At 66.1% G+C, this 17524-nt stretch carries 17 protein-coding genes and 1 pseudogene; 15 read left to right on the top strand and 3 right to left on the bottom strand.

All coding sequences use genetic code 11. From position 1 onward, the window contains the following. Positions 1–145: 145 nt before the first annotated feature. From ACETMP_RS05330 to aat, 10 genes and pseudogenes are all read left to right on the top strand, one after another. Positions 146–1543, top strand: a complete 1398-nt coding sequence (locus tag ACETMP_RS05330; RefSeq protein ID WP_375160152.1) for a M48 family metalloprotease — start codon at positions 146–148, stop codon at positions 1541–1543. Positions 1544–1637: 94 nt separating this feature from the next. After that, entirely contained in the window at positions 1638–2405 is a 768-nt protein-coding gene (locus tag ACETMP_RS05325; RefSeq protein ID WP_375160151.1) for a DsbA family protein, read from the top strand. Between the two features lie 210 nt (positions 2406–2615). After that, positions 2616–3489 (top strand): annotated as a pseudogene (locus tag ACETMP_RS05320) (DUF1236 domain-containing protein). Between the two features lie 227 nt (positions 3490–3716). Then, a complete protein-coding gene (gene aroQ / locus ACETMP_RS05315; RefSeq protein WP_028136675.1) occupies positions 3717–4184 on the top strand; it encodes a type II 3-dehydroquinate dehydratase in 468 nt (155 codons plus the stop codon). Positions 4185–4221: 37 nt separating this feature from the next. After that, positions 4222–4710, top strand: a complete 489-nt coding sequence (gene accB / locus ACETMP_RS05310; RefSeq protein ID WP_375160150.1) for an acetyl-CoA carboxylase biotin carboxyl carrier protein — start codon at positions 4222–4224, stop codon at positions 4708–4710. A gap of 80 nt (positions 4711–4790) precedes the next feature. Further along, positions 4791–6149, top strand: coding sequence for an acetyl-CoA carboxylase biotin carboxylase subunit (accC, locus tag ACETMP_RS05305; protein ID WP_375160149.1), 1359 nt, complete (start codon positions 4791–4793; stop codon positions 6147–6149). Positions 6150–6255: 106 nt separating this feature from the next. Further along, the gene (locus ACETMP_RS05300; protein ID WP_375160148.1) at positions 6256–7782 is read left to right on the top strand and encodes a CHASE3 domain-containing protein; all 1527 of its coding nucleotides are present in this window, start codon (positions 6256–6258) and stop codon (positions 7780–7782) included. Further along, on the top strand, positions 7779–8219 hold the full coding sequence (locus ACETMP_RS05295; RefSeq protein WP_028136679.1) for a response regulator: 441 nt from the start codon (positions 7779–7781) through the stop codon (positions 8217–8219). The genes ACETMP_RS05300 and ACETMP_RS05295 overlap by 4 nt, the downstream gene beginning before the upstream one ends. Then, positions 8216–9319 carry a sensor histidine kinase gene (locus ACETMP_RS05290; protein ID WP_375160147.1) on the top strand — a complete coding sequence of 368 codons (1104 nt, stop codon included), beginning with the start codon at positions 8216–8218 and terminating at the stop codon, positions 9317–9319. Before ACETMP_RS05295 ends, ACETMP_RS05290 begins: the two co-directional genes overlap by 4 nt. Before the next feature lie 59 nt (positions 9320–9378). Beyond that, on the top strand, positions 9379–10059 hold the full coding sequence (gene aat / locus ACETMP_RS05285) for a leucyl/phenylalanyl-tRNA--protein transferase (protein ID WP_375160146.1): 681 nt from the start codon (positions 9379–9381) through the stop codon (positions 10057–10059). A gap of 39 nt (positions 10060–10098) precedes the next feature. Here aat and ACETMP_RS05280 read toward each other — a convergent pair whose 3' ends face one another. Then, positions 10099–11133 carry a DUF2155 domain-containing protein gene (locus ACETMP_RS05280; RefSeq protein WP_375160145.1) on the bottom strand — a complete coding sequence of 345 codons (1035 nt, stop codon included), beginning with the start codon at positions 11131–11133 and terminating at the stop codon, positions 10099–10101. Between the two features lie 205 nt (positions 11134–11338). On the opposite strand from ACETMP_RS05280, the gene ACETMP_RS05275 reads away from it, so the two are divergent. From ACETMP_RS05275 to ACETMP_RS05265, 3 genes are all read left to right on the top strand, one after another. Beyond that, positions 11339–12286, top strand: a complete 948-nt coding sequence (locus ACETMP_RS05275) for an alpha/beta hydrolase (protein ID WP_375160144.1) — start codon at positions 11339–11341, stop codon at positions 12284–12286. Positions 12287–12299: 13 nt separating this feature from the next. After that, on the top strand, positions 12300–13307 hold the full coding sequence (locus ACETMP_RS05270; protein ID WP_375160143.1) for a Na+-dependent transporter: 1008 nt from the start codon (positions 12300–12302) through the stop codon (positions 13305–13307). Between the two features lie 122 nt (positions 13308–13429). Continuing rightward, positions 13430–13684: a PepSY domain-containing protein gene (locus tag ACETMP_RS05265; protein WP_375160142.1), complete on the top strand. Its 255-nt coding sequence runs from the start codon at positions 13430–13432 to the stop codon at positions 13682–13684. An 89-nt stretch (positions 13685–13773) separates the two neighbouring features. Here the strand turns inward: ACETMP_RS05265 and ACETMP_RS05260 are convergent, their stop codons facing one another. Further along, complete coding sequence (locus ACETMP_RS05260) at positions 13774–14712, bottom strand: GlxA family transcriptional regulator (protein WP_375160141.1); 939 nt, start codon at positions 14710–14712, stop codon at positions 13774–13776. 95 nt (positions 14713–14807) lie between these two features. Here ACETMP_RS05260 and ACETMP_RS05255 point away from each other — a divergent pair, with 95 nt between their 5' ends. After that, the gene (locus ACETMP_RS05255) at positions 14808–15494 is read left to right on the top strand and encodes a DJ-1/PfpI family protein (protein WP_375160140.1); all 687 of its coding nucleotides are present in this window, start codon (positions 14808–14810) and stop codon (positions 15492–15494) included. 511 nt (positions 15495–16005) lie between these two features. Here ACETMP_RS05255 and ACETMP_RS05250 read toward each other — a convergent pair. After that, positions 16006–16413: an NADH:ubiquinone oxidoreductase subunit NDUFA12 gene (locus tag ACETMP_RS05250; RefSeq protein ID WP_375160139.1), complete on the bottom strand. Its 408-nt coding sequence runs from the start codon at positions 16411–16413 to the stop codon at positions 16006–16008. Between the two features lie 228 nt (positions 16414–16641). On the opposite strand from ACETMP_RS05250, the gene ACETMP_RS05245 reads away from it, so the two are divergent. Further along, a complete protein-coding gene (locus ACETMP_RS05245; RefSeq protein ID WP_375160138.1) occupies positions 16642–17319 on the top strand; it encodes a BA14K family protein in 678 nt (225 codons plus the stop codon). The last annotated feature ends 205 nt before the right edge of the window (positions 17320–17524 follow it).

Here is a 17524-nt window from a genome sequence, read left to right as displayed (position 1 = left end):
AACGGGGCGCTTGCGCCCCAGACTGGCCGCATTGTGCGGCTCATAAGGGGAACGGCTCACAAGGGCATATCGCGTATCCGGTCCGCCGCCAATCGCCAAACCAATCACGAACCTGCTTTCCAGACCGTTTGACCAAGACCGTTTGATGTCGCTCCAGATCGCATTGCGCAAGAAGGCTTCCGCTCTCACCGCCCTCGTCACGGCCGCGGCGATCGCGCTGACGCCGTTCTCCGCCGCGCGCGCGCAAGCCAAGGGGCCGCCGGTCCTGCGCGACACCGAGACCGAGCAGCTGCTGCGCGAATATACGCGCCCGATCCTGCGCGCCGCAGGTCTGGAGAAGCAGAACATCCAGATGGTGATCCTCAACGACGGCTCGTTCAACGCGTTCGTCGCCGATGGCCGCCGCATTTTCGTCAATTACGGCGCGATCCTTCAATCGGAGACGCCGAACCAGATCATCGGCGTGCTCGCGCACGAGACCGGGCATCTGGCGGGCGGCCATCTGTCCAAGCTGCGCGAGCAGCTCGCCGCCGCCCAGACCCAGATGATCATCGCGATGCTGCTCGGCGCCGGCGCGATCGCTGCGGGCAGCACCCAGCGCGGCAGCGGCAACAACGGGCTCGCCAATGCCGGCGCCGCCGCCATGTCCGCTCCCCAGGAGGTGATCCGCCGGTCGCTGCTGTCCTATCAGCGCCAGCAGGAAGAGAACGCCGACCGCGCCGGCGTGCGATTCCTGACCGCAACCCAGCAATCGCCGAAGGGCATGTACGAGACCTTCAAGCGCTTCACCAGCGAGAGCCTGTTCGCCGCGCGAGGCGCCGACCCCTATCTCCAGTCGCATCCGATGCCGGCCGAGCGCGTTGCCGCGCTGCAGGAGTTCGCAAGCTCCAGCCCCTATTGGAGCAAGAAGGACGATCCCGCGCTTCAGCTTCGCCACGACATGGTTCGCGCCAAGATATCCGCCTTCATGGAGCGGCCGGAGACGGTCTACCGCCGCTATCCGCTGTCGAACGACAGCATGCCGGCGCGCTATGCCCGCGCCATCAGCACCTATCTGCACGGCGATCTGCGCAACGCGCTCACCCAGATCGACGCGCTGATCCAGGTTCAGCCGAACAACCCGTATTTTTACGAGGTGCGTGGCCAGGCCCTGCTGGAAAGCGGCAAGCCGGCCGAGGCGATCCCTGCCCTGCGCAAGGCTGCCGCACTCTCGAACAACTCACCCCTCATCGAGATGTTACTTGGGCAGGCTCTGGTTGGAACCGATAATAAGGCCTACACCGACGACGCCGTTCGGATTCTCCGCGCCGCGGTGGCGCGGGAGCCCGAGGCCATCCTCGGTTACAGCCAGCTCGCGATGGCCTATGGCCGGAAGGGAGATTATGCCGAGGCGGATCTCGCGTCGGCCCAGGCCGCTTACTTGCGCGGCGACAACAAGACCGCCCGCGAGCTCGCCACGCGCGCGAAAACCCGCTTTGCCGTCGGCACGCCTGGATGGGTCAAGGCCGACGACATCGTGGCGGCCAAGCCGCCGCGCAACTGACGAGACCGACGCCTGACACCACGACGTCACGACACCGAGCTTTGACGCCGCCGGGACGTTTCCCGAAACCTGCTTTGGATAAGAGGATTTGCCTATGCCTTCGCTGCGCTCGCTTGCTCCCGCGCTGTTTGCGCTCGCCATGTTCGGCGCAGTCGCGCCGGCCGCTGCCGACAGCTTCTCCGACACGCAGCGCACCGAGATCGAGAAGATCATCAAGAACTATCTCGTGAGCCACCCCGAGGTGCTCGAGGAAGCCATGGCCGAGCTCAGCAAACGGCAGGCAGCGGCCGAAACGAAGAAGCACGAAGCGAGCATCGCGCAGAACGCCGACGCGATCTTCAACTCGCCGCGACAGGTCGTGCTCGGCAACAAGGACGGCGACGTCACTTTCGTCGAGTTCTTCGACTACAATTGCGGCTACTGCAAGCGCGCGATGGACGACATGCTGACCATCATGAAGAGCGATCCGAAGCTGAAGGTCGTGCTGAAGGAGTTTCCGGTGCTGAGCCAGGGCTCGGTCGAAGCGGCGCAGGTCGCGGTCGCCGTGCGCATGCAGGATCCCACCGGCAAGAAATATCTGGACTTCCACCAGAAGCTGCTCAGTGGCCGCGGCGCCGCCGATAAGGCACGCGCGCTTCAGGCGGCCAAGGAAGCCGGCCTCGACACCGCAAGGATCGAGAAGGACATCGGCAGCCCCGAGGTGCGCGCCACCATCGAGGAGAACTTCAAGCTCGCCGAAGCGATGGGCATGAACGGCACGCCGAGCTACGTCATCGGCAAGCAGATCGTGATCGGAGCCGTCGGCGTCGATAGCCTCAGGGAAAAGATCGGCATCGCCCGCTGCGGCAAGGCAACCTGCTGATCACGGGTTTTGCGACATTCGGAAACGCGACAAGGCCGGCTGGAAAGCCGGCCTTTCTTCTTGCGCCCAACGTTGGCGTCTTCGCGCAAAGTCATTCATCTGGCGTTCAACAAACAAATGCCGCGGAACAGACGAAGTTCCGGAACAACTCAAATCTCCTTTCGTTGTCGGCGCGGGCAATGACGCAAAGAAACACGTGAGGAGAATTCGATGTTGAACCGCTTTATGATCTCAGTTGCCGCAGTCGCCCTCGTCGCGGGCGCCGGTCTGGCGAACGCACAAGACAAGGGCCGCGACAGCGGCTCCGGCTCGCAGCAGATGCAGCATTCGCAGCCGTCAGGCGGTGCCGCCGAGCGCGGCGGCTCGATGGGCCGCGACTCCATGAGCCATGACAAGGGTACCGTTGGCCAGGCCGGCGGCGCCAGCAACATGAAGTCCGATCGGACCTCCGACGACAAGTCGGGCGCGATGAAGGACGAGCGCTCTTCTGGCGGTGCGATGAACAAGAACGCGGCGGAGGACAAGGCTGGCGCGACCAAGGGCCAGCGCACCGACGATCGCGCGCAGGGCCAGATGGACAAGTCCCAGCAGGACAAGTCCAAGAGCATGAGCCAGGACACCAGCAAGGACACCATGAAGTCCGGCAAGGACCAGAAGGACATGAAGGCTGAGGGCAGCAAGAGCGGCACCTCGACCAACAACGCCGAGACCCAGAAGGGCACCGGCACCAGCACCAACCAGAACGCGCAGGGCCAGACCGGCACCAGCAGCACTCAGAACGCGCAGGGCTCGTCCTCGACCACGGTCGGCCAGGCGGGCGCCGCCGCGAAGCTCTCGACCGAGCAGCGGACCCAGATCACCTCGGTGATTCTGCGAGCAGCGCGTGGCCCCTGTGACCAACGTGAACTTCTCGATCTCGGTCGGCACCCGGGTGCCGCGTGAGGGCATCACCCTTCATTCCCTGCCGTCCCGGGTCGTGACGATCTATCCGGAGTGGCGAAGCTACAAGTACATCCTGGTCCGGGAAGAGATCGTGATCATCAATCCGGACACCTACGAGATCGTGGCGGTCCTGAACGTCTAAGGCCGGACATCGGCAAGCTGAGGGGGCGGGCAGCAATGCCCGCCCCCTTTGCGATTGCCGGCAGCCATGGTCCGGACTGGTTAACAAGCAATTTCCGTAGCTTCCGCACAGATTTTTGCAGCCAGGATGAGGTACCTGAAGGCCCCTCGAAGGTCCTTCAAGGCTTCCCCTGGGACGCTTTGTTACCTATAACCCCGCCACGCCGAAGCACCTCTTCCGGGATTGGAATGGCAGAACCCGCAACCGACACGATCCTCGTCCTGAACGGGCCGAACCTCAACATGTTGGGGACGCGCGAGCCGGAGAAGTATGGCCACGCGACGCTGGCCGACGTCGAGGCGCTGTGCCGGGAGACGGCGGCGACGTTCGGTCTCAAGGCCGATTGCCGGCAGTCCAACCGCGAGGGCGAGCTGATCGACTTCATCCACGAGGCGCATCGGCGCAAGATGAAGGGCATCATCGTCAATGCCGGCGGCTATTCCCACACCTCGATCGCGCTGCACGACGCGCTGCTCGCGGTTCAGATCCCGACGGTCGAGGTGCATGTGACCAACATCCACGCCCGCGAGAGCTTTCGTCATCACTCCTATACGGCACGCGCGGCCTTTGCCTCGCTCTGCGGTTTCGGCATCGAGGGCTACCGCCTCGCCATCCAGGGCCTTGCCGCCAAGCTTGCCATCAAGCCCAAAGCCTGAAGCTCCCTCATCAAACAGAACATTCGGATCAAACAACATGGCGCGCCAGCCAGACGACAAAGCAGCCGCAAAGTTTTCCAGCGAGGATTCCGCGCTCGTCCGCGAGCTCGCGCTCCTGCTCGATGAGACCAGCCTCAGCGAGATCGAGATCGAGCGTGCGGGCCTGCGCCTGCGCGTCGCCCGCAACATCAGCGTGGCTGCGACCATGCCCGTGCCGATGGCCGCGGCTCCCGCCGCCCTGCCGGGCGCCCCCGCCGCGACGGCCGCCGCCGGGCCCGACCTGTCGAAGCATCCCGGCGCGGTCAGCTCGCCGATGGTCGGCACCGCCTATTGGGCGCCCGAGCCCGGCGCCAAGCCGTTCATCGAAATCGGCAGCAAGGTCTCGGTCGGACAGACGCTGCTGATCATCGAAGCCATGAAGACCATGAACCAGATCCCCTCGCCGCGCGCCGGCACGGTGACGCAGATCCTGGTCGAGGACGGCCAGCCGGTCGAGTACGGCGAGCCGCTCGTCATCATCGAGTGAGGCAGTGGCGAATAGCGGGTAGCGACGAGCTGCTCCTCTCTCTTCGCCATTCGCTATTCCCCATTCGCCCCTGAGGCACCATGTTCGACAAGATCCTGATAGCCAATCGCGGCGAGATCGCCCTTCGCATCCTCAGGGCGTGCAAGGAGCTCGGCATCGCGACCGTCGCCGTGCACTCCACCGCCGACGCCGACGCCATGCATGTGCGCCTGTCAGACGAGAGCGTCTGCATCGGCCCGCCGGCATCCAAGGACAGCTATCTCAACGTCCCCGCGCTGCTCGCGGCCTGTGAGATCACCGGCGCCGATGCCGTGCATCCCGGCTACGGCTTCCTGTCGGAGAATGCGCGCTTCGCGGAGATCCTCGCCGAGCACAATCTGCATTTCATCGGCCCCAAGGCCGAGCACATCCGCCTGATGGGCGACAAGATCGAGGCCAAGAAGACCGCCAAGAAGCTCGGCATTCCCGTGGTGCCCGGCTCCGACGGCGCGGTCGGCCCCGAGGACGACGCCCTGGGGATCGCAAGGCAGATCGGCTTTCCGGTGCTGGTGAAGGCGGCGGCCGGCGGCGGCGGTCGCGGCATGAAGGTCGCCCACAGCGAGGCGGATCTGCAGGTGGCGCTATCGACGGCGGCCAACGAGGCCAAGTCCGCCTTTGGCGATGCCTCGGTGTACCTGGAAAAATACCTCCAGAAGCCGCGCCACATCGAAATCCAGATCCTCGGCGATGGCCGCGGCGGGGCGATCCATCTCGGCGAGCGCGACTGCTCGCTGCAACGCCGGCACCAGAAGGTCTGGGAGGAAGGCCCCTCGCCCGTGCTCGCCGCCGCCGCGCGGGCCAAGATCGGCGAGACCTGCGCCAAGGCGATGCGCGAGATGAAATATCTCGGCGTCGGCACCATCGAATTCCTGTTCGAGGACGGCGAGTTCTACTTCATCGAGATGAACACCCGCATCCAGGTCGAGCATCCCGTCACCGAGAGCATCACCGACATCGACCTCGTGCTGGAGCAGATCCGCATCGCCGCCGGCGGTGACCTGCCGGCCAAGCAGGAAGAGGTCCAAGTCATCGGCCACGCCATCGAGTGCCGCATCAACGCCGAGAATCCCCAGACCTTCCGCCCCTCGCCCGGCCGCATCCTGCAATACCATCCCCCGGGCGGACTGGGGGTGCGGATCGATTCCGCCGTCTACCAGGGCTACACGATCCCGCCCTATTACGATTCCCTGGTCGGCAAGCTGATCGTGCACGGCAAGACCCGCGCCGAATGCCTGATGCGGCTGCGCCGGGCGCTGGACGAAATGGTGGTGGAAGGCATCGAGACCACGTTGCCGCTGTTCCGCGCCTTGGTGCGCGAAGGCGATATCATCAACGGCGACTACCACATCCACTGGCTGGAGCAGTATCTGGCCGGCAAGGTGGAACCCGCCCCGCGATAATCCACTTTTGCCGTGGAACCCTTTGGCCCTGATTGCGTTCTGGACGCGGGGACAAGTTCCAAGGGGGCGTTTTGACTTCCGCAGGACGTGACAAAGCGAGGCCGTGGTGACGGCCGAGGCCCAACGACGGCGGGCATTTTGGCAGATCCTGCTGATCGCGGCGGGTCTTCTGGTGCTGACCGTGATCAGCGCCGGCTCGGTCTACCTCGTCAACAAGGCGCGGGAAGACAGCAAATGGGTGGTCCACACCATCGAGGCGGAGAGCCAGATCAACGCCCTGTTGCTTGAGATCCGCCGTGCCGAGAGCAGCGCCCGCGGCTTTCTGCTGACGCAAGGACCGGATTTCCAGTCGGATCACGAGAAAGCCGTCGCCGCGATCATTCCGGCGCTCGACAAGCTCACGCGCCAGATCGGCGACAATCCGGCGCAACGCGACAGCATCGAGAAGCTGAGCGCGGCCATCGAGACCCGGCTCGACCAGTTCTCGCGGGAGATGAGCCTCGTCAAGCAGGGGCAGCTCGACCGCGCCACGGAGCTCGTCCGCGAGGCTGCTCGCGGCAACACCACGACCACGATCACCAACCAGGCCAACGCGATGATCCGCGAGGAGGAGCGGCTGTTTCGGCTCCGCACCGCCAACTCCGACCGCAGCCAGACCTTGGCCGCATCGCTGACCGGCATCGGCTCCGGCCTCGTCGTGCTGCTGGCCATGATCTCGACCTGGCTGGTGCGGCGCTCGGCCCGCGCCCGTGACGAGGCCGAAGCGCGCCTGCGCGACGCCAACGTCAACCTGGAGTCCATCGTCGACGAGCGCACGGCGGATCTGCGCGAGGCCAACGACGAGATCCAGCGTTTTGCCTATATCGTCAGCCACGATCTGCGCTCGCCGCTCGTCAACATCATGGGCTTCACCAGCGAATTGGAGGAGCTCGGCGGCGACATCTTCCGCCGCATCGGCAGCCTCGCCCATGTCTCTGCCAATGGTGCGCCGCTGGCCCCCGCCCGCCCTGGCGAGACCGCGCTCGAAGGTCCGGACAGGCAGCTCCGGGAGGATTTCGCCGAAGCGCTCGGCTTCATCAAGACGTCGATCGCCAAGATGGACCGCCTGATCTCGGCGATCCTCAATCTCACCCGCGAGGGCCGGCGTGAATTCAAGCCGGTGAAGATCGACACAACCGAGCTGATCGAGGCCGTCGCCTCGACCCTGGCGCATCAGGCGGCGGAGGCGCAGGCCGAGATCCACCTCGAGCCGCTGCCGAATGTCGTGAGCGACCGGCTCGCGCTCGAGCAGATCTTCTCCAATCTGATCGACAACGCGATCAAATATCTGAAGCAAGGCGTTCCCGGCGAGATCAGAATCCGCGGGCGTACCAAGCTCGGTTACGCTATCTTCGAGATCAGCGACAACGGCCGCGGGATCGATCCGAAGGATCACCAGCGGATATTCGACCTGTTCCGCCGCGCGGGAACCCAGGACAAGCCCGGCCAGGGCATTGGGCTTGCGCATGTGCGTGCACTTGTGCGTCGCCTCGGCGGCACCATGTCGGTATCATCGGAACTGAACGCGGGCAGCACCTTCACGATCACGCTGCCGATTGCCTGGAACGTGAGCAACCGGAACAGAGAGCGATGACCCAGCCTGTCACCATCATCATGATCGAGGACGACGAGGGCCACGCCCGCCTGATCGAGCGCAACATCCGCCGCTCGGGCGTCAACAACGAGATCGTCTCCTTCACCAACGGCACCGACGCGATGCAGCACCTGTTCGGCGCCGACGGCAGCGGCCTCGTCCAGAAGGGCAACGCGCTTCTGATCCTGCTCGACCTCAACCTGCCCGACATGACCGGGATCGACATCCTGAGGCAGATCAAGGAAAACAAATATCTGAAGGCCTCGCCCGTGGTGGTTCTGACCACCACCGACGATTCCCAGGAAATCAAGCGTTGCTACGAGCTCGGCTGCAACGTCTACATCACCAAGCCCGTCAATTACGAGAATTTCGCCAATGCCATCCGGCAGCTCGGCCTGTTCTTCTCGGTCATCCAGGTCCCGCCCGCCGCCCCATGAACCAGCGCACGCCAACCCTGCTCTACATTGACGACGACCGTGCGCTGGCGCACCTGGTCGAACGCGGCCTGACGCGGCGCGGCTACAGGGTCGTCCATGCCGCGAGCGGCGAGGAAGGCCTGGAGCGCATCCGCCGCGCTCCTGCCGAGGGCGGCATCGACGTGGTCGCGCTCGACCAGTACATGCCGGGTCTCGACGGGCTGGAGACGCTCGAGCAGATCATGGCGATCCCGGACGCACCGCCCGTTGTGTTCGTCACGGCCTCGCAGGATTCCACCATCGCCGTCACCGCGCTGAAGGCCGGCGCGGCCGATTATCTCGTCAAGGACGTCAGCGGCGATTTCATCCCCCTGCTCCACGTCGCGACCGAGGGCGCGTTGCGCCAGGCCGAATTGCAGAAGGCGCGCGAGGAAGCCGAAGCCGAGATCCATGCCTCGCGCGACCGCTACGCAGCCCTTGCCGCCGAACGCGAGCTGCTGCTGCGCGAGGTCAATCACCGCGTCGGCAACTCGCTCCAGATCATCGCCTCTCTGCTGCACCTTCAGGCAAGCTCGGCCGCGCAGGACGAGGTCAAGGCAGCGCTGACCAACGCGATGGGCCGTGTCGCCGCGGTCGCGCAAGTGCACCGGCGCCTCTACACCTCGCAGGACCTCAAGAGCGTGGTGCTGAACCAGTATCTGGAGTCCCTGCTTGAGGATCTCCGCCGCTCGGCCGAAGGCAACCGGATGTCGCGCCTGACGCTGAAGGCCGAGCCGATCGAGATCGATCCGGACCGCGCGGTCGCCGTCGGCATCATCGTCAACGAGCTGGTGATGAACGCGGTGAAATACGCCTATCCCGACGGCGCCGGGCCGATCCATGTCGATCTGACCGCGCAAGGCGACGATCTCCTGCTCTCGATCGCCGACAACGGCGTCGGTGACGCCGTCAAGGCCGATCCGCGCTCCACCGGCATGGGCCAGCGCATCGTCGCGGCCATGGCCGCCAAGCTCGACGCCTCGGTCGAGCGCGATCCCGCACATTCCGGAACCCGGGTCGTGCTGAAGTTCGCCCGCGTGCCCGCAAGCCCGGGCAAGCCCAGCACCGCTGCCGCCGGCTGACCTCGCGATGCCGTTGCGCCCATCGCAACGGCCTCGCGATCCTGCTATCATCGCGAACCATGACTTCGCGCGACTCCGCTCCGTCTGAAATCACCCCGGCCGTGCTGCTGCGCGCCTATGCCTGCGGCATCTTTCCGATGGCGGAAAGCGCCGACGATCCGACCCTGTTCTGGGTCGAGCCGGAATTTCGCGGCGTCATCCCGCTCGACGGATTTCGCGTCGCCTCGCGGCTTGCGCGCACGGTGCGCTCGGACGTGTTTCGCGTGACCGTCAACACCGCGTTCAAGGCGACGATCGCGGGCTGCGCCGCGCCGCAGGCCGGGCGCGAGGACACCTGGATCAACAAGCGCATCCGCGACCTCTATGGCGGCCTGTACCAGCTCGGCCATTGCCACAGCGTCGAAGCCTGGCAGGGCGATGATCTCGTCGGCGGGCTGTACGGCGTCAGCCTGGGGCGGGCCTTCTTTGGCGAGAGCATGTTCCACACCGCGCGCGACGCCTCGAAGGTCGCGCTGGTGCATCTGGTCGCGCGGCTCATTTATGGCGGCTTCGAGCTGCTCGACACCCAGTACGTCACCGAGCACTTGAAGAGCTTTGGCGCAGTCGAGATCTCGCGGCGGCGCTACACCGCGCTGCTCGACAAGGCGCTGGGCGGCGAGCCCGGAGATTTCCTCAGGCTCTCACCCGGCGAGGCCATCCCGGGCGCGCGCGCACTCGAGATCATCGCTTCAAAGCAATAGTCGATCGCCGGCTTACCGGCCGAAGCCGGAGGATTTGGCCTAGCGGCCAAACCCAGGAATCCCGAACAGGCCCGGCCGCTGCTCCGGCGGCGGGGGTGGCGGTGGCGGTGGCGCCGGTTGCTGCTGGATCGGCGGCAGAGGTTGGGGCGGACGCTGCTGCACCTGCTTCGGCGCAGCCTTCTTCTGCGCGGGCGGCGGTGGCGGCGGCTTGGCCGCCGGATCCGGCGCCGCGGTCGCAATGGTCTGCTGCGGCTCTTTGCAGTCGGTGAGCCAGATGTCGTAGATCGGGTGCTCGACGCCGTGCAGGCCCGGGCTTGCTGCGTACATCCAGCCGGAGAAGATGCGCTTCACCTCGCCCTGCAAGGTGATCTCGTCAACCTCGACGAAGGCATCGGTGTTGGTGGCCTCCGTCGCCGGCCGCGTGTAACAGGCGTCGGTCTTGACCCTGAGCGCGCCGAACTGGACGGTCTCGCCGATCTCCTCGTCGAAATTGATGATGCGGCCGGTGATCTTGTCGAGGCCGGAAAAGGTCGCCTTCTTGTTCACGATCTTCTGCGCCGGCGGCTCGGTGACGACCTCGTCGCCCGGCTGGAGACTTGCCGGGGTCTGCGGCACGGCACCCGGAGCGCCCTTCTGCTGCGGCTGACGACCGGGCGCGCCCGGGGCACCTTGCGCACCGGGCGGCGCGATCGCCGCGGAGGGCGGCTGGTTCGGCGGAGCGACGGTGGAGCCCGGCGGCGGCGCCAGCGGCTGGGTTTCGACCGGCCCCGGCATCACGTTGCCCTGCCGGCCCGGCGGCGGCGGCATCGGACGCGACGGCAGCACGCGGCCCTGCGGCGGCAGCTCCGGCACCTCTTCGTCGTCGTCGGGGATCTGTTGCGGCTGCGGCTGGCCGCGCGGAATATTGCCTGGCGGCCGCAGCGGCGGCGGATCGGAAAAAATCGTGCCGATTTGGGCCTGAGCCGGCGTCGCAACCGTCAGCGCGGTGGCGGCCAAAAGCGCCGCAAGACCTGTCAGGGTAATGGTTCGAAACATCTCGCGCGGCTTCAACAGCGAATCGGGCTTGTTGGACATTCTATAGGGGTTACCGCCGCTCGCAGGTCATCCGGTTAACACGGCGAATACGGCGGGGGAAGGGCGGCATTCCTGCCCTTCCCGGCCCTGTCTGGCCAGACCGGCTCCCAAATGGGATAGTCAAACAGCCTCTCCCAGGGGCGTGGGGCCCGGCATCGCCCCCAAAACGACATCCAACCAGACTGGAAACCCCGAGGTCGCCCCCATGCCCGTTGTGCTCGATCCCGATGCCGCCGCCGTCTACAGGGCTTTCCAGGACGCCGGCCGCCCGGCCTACGAGAGCCTGACCGCGCCGGAGGCCCGCGCCTATTATGCGCAGGCGCGCTTTGCCACCAATCCCGAGCCGCCCGAGCTTGCCCGCGTCGCTTCGCTCTCGATCCCGGCCCCGCACGGCACGATTCCCGCCCGTCTCTACGTTCCCAAGGAGCCGCGCCGGCACGACGGCCTGTCGCCGGCCCTGGTATTCTTCCACGGCGGCGGCTGGGTGATCGGCGACCTCGACTCCCACGATGTCGTCTGCCGTCAGCTCGCGGTCGAAGGCGCGCTGATCGTGATCTCGGTCGACTACCGCCTCGCGCCCGAGCACAAATTTCCCGCCGCCATCGAGGACGCGGTGGCCGCGACCCAATGGGTTGCCGCCAACGCGCGCGAGCTCGGCATCGACGCGACGCGCCTGTCGATCGGGGGCGACAGCGCCGGGGGCAATCTTACCGCAGTCGTCGCGCTGGCCGCGCGCGACGCTGGCGGCCCTGCACTCGCGGGCCAGGTGCTGATCTATCCCGCCACCGATTTCGCCATGACGCACGGCTCCCATAGCGAGCCCGAGACCAGCGTGCTGCTGACGCACTCGGTGATCCGCTGGTTTCGCGACCATTATCTCAATGGCGCCGCCGACATCCACGACTGGCGTGCGTCGCCTGCGCGCGCGCAAAGCCTGGCCGGCCTGCCGCCGGCCTATGTGCTGACCGCCGGCGCCGATCCCTTGCGCGACGAAGGCAACGAATATGCCGTGCGCCTCGAGCAAGCCGGCGTGCCCGTGACGACCAGGCACTATCCCGGCCAATTCCACGGCTTCTTCACCATGGGCAAGCTGTTGCGAGAGGCCAATGTTGCCGTCGGCGAGATCGGTGCGTGGTTGAAGGGATTGGGCTGAAACGCCGTTCCGCATGGCTTCTCCGCTCCGAACCATCGCCGCCCTGCCGCTGCGTGTCCTGAGCTGGCTGGGCAGCCAGGGCACGCGCGGGGTCGCCGCCATCGTGTTCATCGCAGCCGCAGTGCCGCCGCTCGGCGCATTGCTGCGTCCCTATCTCACCGAGGCGATCCTCTGCCTGCTCTGCATCTCCTTCATGCGGGTCGACCTGGCCGCGCTCTACAGCCATCTGCGCCGGCCGGCGCTGGTTGCGACCGCCACGGCCTGGACCACGATCGGCGTGCCGGTGATCGTCGGCCTATTCGCGCACGCAACCGGCCTCACGGCTCGCGCGCCGGGGCTGTCGCTCGCACTGATACTGCAGAGCATGGCCTCGCCGATGATGGCCTCGCCGGCCCTCGCCGCGCTGATGGGACTCGATGCCACGCTCGTGCTGATCACGCTGGTGACCTCGACCGCGCTGGTGCCCTTCACCGCCTCGCTGTTCGCCGGCCTCTTCCTCGGTGACATGCTCAGCATCACGCCGCTCACACTCGGCCTGAAATTGCTGGGCATCCTCGCCGCATCGCTGCTGGCTGCGACAGCCATCCGGTGGATCTTCGGCAAAGAGGCAATCCAGCGTCACAAGACGCCGATCGACGGTCTCAACATCATCATCCTCTTCATCTTCGCCGCGGCGATCATGGGCGACGTCGTGAGCGACCTCCTGGCACAGCCGCTTCTCACCATCAGCCTCGCGGCCCTGTCTTTCGCGATCTACTTCACCCTCCTCGCCATCACCGCGCTGCTATTCCGCCGCGTCGGGACCGAGCGCGCGCTGGCACTGGGACTGATGGTGTCACAGCGCAATCTCGGCCTGATGCTGGCGGCCACCGCCGGGGCTCTGCCGCCAACGACCTGGCTCTATTTCGCGCTGACGCAGTTTCCCATTCATCTTGCGCCGTACATCCTGATGCCGATCGCACGGCGCCTGACCGCACGCGCAGATGCATCCCGCCGCGTGCCGGCAAATGGCACCCCGTAGGCATGCCCCTCATCGATTCGGGTGTCGAGGTGAGCCACGGCTGTTCCCTCATTTGCACCGACGCAGTCGAGGAACCTCAATTCGGCGATCCCGTTGAACCTCTCACCGCAAGGAGGTTCGCGATGAAGTTTGCCACAATCCTGGTTCTCGGCTCGCTCGCCGTCGCCTCGGCAGCAAGAGCAGATCAACCCGGACCTGACTGGATGCCGATGGAGCAAGTCAAGGCCAAGGTCATGGAATCCGGCTATTCGCAGGTGACCAAGCTTGAAGCCGACGACGGCCGATGGGAGGGCGAAGGCGTCAAGAACGGACAGAAGATGGAATTCCATGCCGACCCCAAGTCCGGCGTCATCGTGAGCGAAAAGCCGGATCGCTAGGCATCGCTGCTAGACATGGCTACCAGACATGGCTCATGCACGCGGACGTAGCCATTGCGCGGGGCGCACTGAGTTCAAGAGCATACGCCCTACCCCGCCCGCGCCGCACGCCGCAGCGCCTGCGGCGGCTGGCCGAAGGCGCGGATGAAGGCGCGGCGCATGCGCTCGGGATCGCGAAAGCCGGTCGCCTCCGCGACGCGCTCGATGCCCTCGCGCGAGGACTGCACGCGCTCGCGTGCGACTTCGAGCCGGAGCCGCTCGATCGCCTTCGATGGCGTCGTGCCGGTCTCGGCGGCGAAGGCGCGGGCGAAATGCCGTGCGCTCATGCCGGCGCGGTCGGCGAGATCCTCCACCGTCAGCGGCGCGTCGAGATTTTCACGTGCCCAGGACAATAGCGCGCCGAAGCGGCCGTTCGGCGCCTTCAGCTCCAGCAGCGAGGAAAACTGCGACTGGCCGCCGCTGCGGCGATGATAGAGCACGAGCTGCCGCGCGGCGGCCCGCGCGATCTCCTCGCCATGGTCCTCGGTGACCATCGCGAGCGCGAGGTCGATGCCCGCGGTGATGCCGGCCGAGGTCCAGACATTGCCGTCGCGGGTGAAGATCTGGTCGGGCTCGAACTTCACCTTCGGATAGCGCGCGACGAAGTCGCGCGTCCGCCCCCAATGCGTGGTGGCGCGGCGGCCGTCGAGAAGACCCGCTTCAGCCAGCACATAGGCGCCCGAGCAGACGCTCGCGACCCGCACGCCGCGCCGCGCCAGCCGCTGCACGAAGGCCCGCGTGACCTCGCAGCGCGCGGCATCCGCAACGCCGACGCCGCCCGCGATCACCAGCGTGGTGATCGCATTCGCCGACTTGAAATCGCGCGCCATCATCTCGACGCCTGACGAGCTGCGCACCGGTCCCGCATTCACCGCCAGCACCCGCAGCGCAAGCGGCCTGCCGGCGCAGCGTGCCGCGACCTCGAATACCGAGATCGGGCCGGCCGCATCGAGCAGCTGGAAATCCGGGAAGATCAGGATGCCGATCATAGGGTGTGTCCGAAATAGTGGGAATTATGCCATTTCAGACACGACGGCAGCATGCCAATCTTCGCCCGTCAAGCTCATGTTTGGAGGATCCGCCGATGTCGTCACCGCTCCAGATCGGCCTTCTGATATTTCCGCGCGTGACCCAGCTCGACTTCACCGGCCCCTTGCAGGTGTTCTCCATGGTGCCCGGCGCAAGGCTGCATCTGATCTGGAAGCGGATCGAGCCGGTGCCGAGCGATTCCGTGCTGACGCTGACGCCGACCACGACACTCGCCGACTGCCCGCAGCTCGACGTGATCTGCGTGCCCGGCGGCGGCGGCACCAACGACCTGCTGGGCGATGACGAGGTGCTCGACTTCCTGCGCCGGCAGGCCGAGGGCGCGAGATACGTCACCTCCGTCTGCACAGGATCGCTGGCGCTCGGCGCCGCCGGGCTGCTCAAGGGCTACCGCGCCGCGACCCATTGGAGCGCGATGGAGATGCTCGGCCAGTTCGGCGCGATGCCAACAAAGACGCGCGTCTGCATCGACCGCAACCGCATCACCGGCGGCGGCGTCACCGCCGGCATCGATTTCGCGCTGACGCTGGTGTCGATCCTGGTCGATCGCACCACCGCGCAAGCGATCCAGCTCCAGATGGAGTACAACCCGGCTCCGCCGTTCAATTCGGGCTCGCCCGATACGGCGCCGGCCGAAGTGATGGCCCTGCTCCGCCAGCGCGGCGCGCAAAACCACGCGCGGCGGCTGGAGGCAGTGAAGCGCGCAGCCGAGCGGGTCGTGTAGCGCGCGCGATGCTCTCGTGCCCCGGACGCGATGACCGGATGCGGAGAAGCAACCTCCGCTCTCCTCGTGTCCCGGACGCGCTGCAGCGCGTAGCGCTGCTGCGCAGAGCCGGACCCGGAAAGCAACACGGCGCGCCGCAAGCGACATCGTCACTACGTCCCGGACGCGTCATCGCGACAACAACAGAAAAAGGCCGCTCGGTTTCCCAAGCGGCCTTTCCTGTCTTACGGCGGCTGCACATTCACATCGGGCGATGTCGGAGCTTCCAGACCGGGGGCCTATCTCCCGATCGAGTCCTACTCGGCGGCCGCTGCATCTCGGGACAGTCGCGAACTGTTGCCCGAACCGAACGCAATGGTCTCCCATCTCCGTAAGATAGGATCATTGAGCCGCATCGCTTGCGCGGCTGCAACGTCCGCGCAGACGCCATCCCCGCTGTTCCCGTTGTCCACAGCAGCGTGAGGCGGATGCGGGTGCATCCAATTGGCGATGAAGATCGCGGCCGAAAAGACTAGCCAGGGGTCCAGGGCTGATAGTCGCCGGTCGCCTTCGGACGCTTGCCGCTGGCGAGGGTCGATCCCGAGGGACGATAGGCCTTGGCCGTGCCGGTGAGATTCGGCTGGTGCGGCTTCTCCCACTCGCGCGGCTGATAATTGGCCTCGGTCGGCGGCACATCGACGGTGTGATGAATCCAGCCATGCCAGGACGGCGGGATCCGGCTCGCTTCGGCATAGCCGTTATAGATCACCCAGCGCCGCTCGAAGCCCAGGGTCGGATCGATCGCCCCGCCGCGGGTGCGATAGTAGAGATTGCCCTGCTCGTCCTGGCCGACCAACTCCCCGTACCGTTTGGTCCAGAGTTGGGTGCCAAAAGTCTGGCCGTTCCACCAGGTGAAGAACTTGAGGAAGAATTGTTTCATGCGGCAAGGGCCCTGCTTCGTCGGGCCCTGATGCCATCCGGCCGGCGAAATGTCCAGTTCGGCAGGCTCTCACGATGTGCCGCTGCGACATGTATCGCCGCAAATCGGACGCAATCCGTTCATGCCGGGCACAGCGGCCGGCGCGAGGCTCAATTCCCACTGAAACTGGCACGATCCCAGGAACTCCTGCCTGCTGATGGGGTTTGCTTGCGGGAAAGGAGTCAAACCATGAACACTTTGAAAGTTTTAAGCGCTGCCGCAACGCTGGCGCTCGTTCTACCCATGACCTCGCCGAGCTTTGCGCAGGGAGCGGGCCCGGGTAGCGCTCGCGGCGGCGGCGGAGGCGCCGGCGCGTCGATTGGCGGCGGTGGCGGCGCATCCATGGGCGGCGGTGGTGCATCCATCGGCGGGGGCGGTGGCGCGCGGATGGGTGGCGGCCCCGCAATCGGCGGAGGCGGCGGCATGGGCGGCGGAGCCGCCATGCGTCCAAGCACAGGCAATTTCGCCGCCGGCCCTGCAGTCCGCCCCGGCAGCGGTGGCAGCTTCGTAGGGGGCATGGGATCCCGTCCCACGGTCTCGCCATCTTACGACGGGTCTCGCTACGTTGCGGGCGGCAATTGGCATAGCGGCGGCGGCCGCCACTGGCATCATCATCGCCGCGGCGGCTTCTGGCCCGGCTTCGCGGCTGGCGCCGCGATCGGCGGGCTCGGCTCCTACGCCTACTATGGCAACCGCTACGGCTATTACGATGATCCCTACTATTACGGCTACTATGATGAGCCGTCAGTTGCGGTGGTGCAGGATGGCGGCGGCGACTCCGCCTATTGCGCGCAGCGCTACAAATCCTATGACCCGGCTTCGGGCACCTATCTCGGCTATGACGGCCGGCGGCATCCCTGCCCGTAACCCGTCGAGCCGCGCGTAACGGAAGGCGTCGCAGCGCTGCGACGCCTTTTCCGTGCACCGGGCACATCTCCGTGATGTCGCCTCCAGCGAGCCCATCGCCGGCGATGATGGGTACAATTGCATGTAAATGGACCTGTATGCATCGCACCGTGCATATCTACCCGGACCCAATCCAAAATTGACCCGACACACGATTCGCGGATAT

Source organism: Bradyrhizobium dasycarpum, from assembly GCF_042019905.1.
Taxonomy (GTDB): Bacteria; Pseudomonadota; Alphaproteobacteria; order Rhizobiales; family Xanthobacteraceae; genus Bradyrhizobium; species Bradyrhizobium japonicum_B.
Note: the sequence above shows the minus strand (reverse complement) of the source record. Positions and strands in the feature narration are given on the sequence as shown.

What these genes read in the sequence shown, in the direction of transcription:
- ACETMP_RS05330 (WP_375160152.1), top strand. Translation starts at nt 146, where the DNA reads ATGTCGCTCCAGATCGCATTGCGCAAGAAGGCTTCCGCTCTCACCGCC.
- ACETMP_RS05325 (WP_375160151.1), top strand. Translation starts at nt 1,638, where the DNA reads ATGCCTTCGCTGCGCTCGCTTGCTCCCGCGCTGTTTGCGCTCGCCATG.
- aroQ (WP_028136675.1), top strand. Translation starts at nt 3,717, where the DNA reads ATGGCAGAACCCGCAACCGACACGATCCTCGTCCTGAACGGGCCGAAC.
- accB (WP_375160150.1), top strand. Translation starts at nt 4,222, where the DNA reads ATGGCGCGCCAGCCAGACGACAAAGCAGCCGCAAAGTTTTCCAGCGAG.
- accC (WP_375160149.1), top strand. Translation starts at nt 4,791, where the DNA reads ATGTTCGACAAGATCCTGATAGCCAATCGCGGCGAGATCGCCCTTCGC.
- ACETMP_RS05295 (WP_028136679.1), top strand. Translation starts at nt 7,779, where the DNA reads ATGACCCAGCCTGTCACCATCATCATGATCGAGGACGACGAGGGCCAC.
- ACETMP_RS05290 (WP_375160147.1), top strand. Translation starts at nt 8,216, where the DNA reads ATGAACCAGCGCACGCCAACCCTGCTCTACATTGACGACGACCGTGCG.
- aat (WP_375160146.1), top strand. Translation starts at nt 9,379, where the DNA reads ATGACTTCGCGCGACTCCGCTCCGTCTGAAATCACCCCGGCCGTGCTG.
- ACETMP_RS05280 (WP_375160145.1), bottom strand. Translation starts at nt 11,133, where the DNA reads ATGTCCAACAAGCCCGATTCGCTGTTGAAGCCGCGCGAGATGTTTCGA.
- ACETMP_RS05275 (WP_375160144.1), top strand. Translation starts at nt 11,339, where the DNA reads ATGCCCGTTGTGCTCGATCCCGATGCCGCCGCCGTCTACAGGGCTTTC.
- ACETMP_RS05270 (WP_375160143.1), top strand. Translation starts at nt 12,300, where the DNA reads ATGGCTTCTCCGCTCCGAACCATCGCCGCCCTGCCGCTGCGTGTCCTG.
- ACETMP_RS05265 (WP_375160142.1), top strand. Translation starts at nt 13,430, where the DNA reads ATGAAGTTTGCCACAATCCTGGTTCTCGGCTCGCTCGCCGTCGCCTCG.
- ACETMP_RS05260 (WP_375160141.1), bottom strand. Translation starts at nt 14,712, where the DNA reads ATGATCGGCATCCTGATCTTCCCGGATTTCCAGCTGCTCGATGCGGCC.
- ACETMP_RS05255 (WP_375160140.1), top strand. Translation starts at nt 14,808, where the DNA reads ATGTCGTCACCGCTCCAGATCGGCCTTCTGATATTTCCGCGCGTGACC.
- ACETMP_RS05250 (WP_375160139.1), bottom strand. Translation starts at nt 16,413, where the DNA reads ATGAAACAATTCTTCCTCAAGTTCTTCACCTGGTGGAACGGCCAGACT.
- ACETMP_RS05245 (WP_375160138.1), top strand. Translation starts at nt 16,642, where the DNA reads ATGAACACTTTGAAAGTTTTAAGCGCTGCCGCAACGCTGGCGCTCGTT.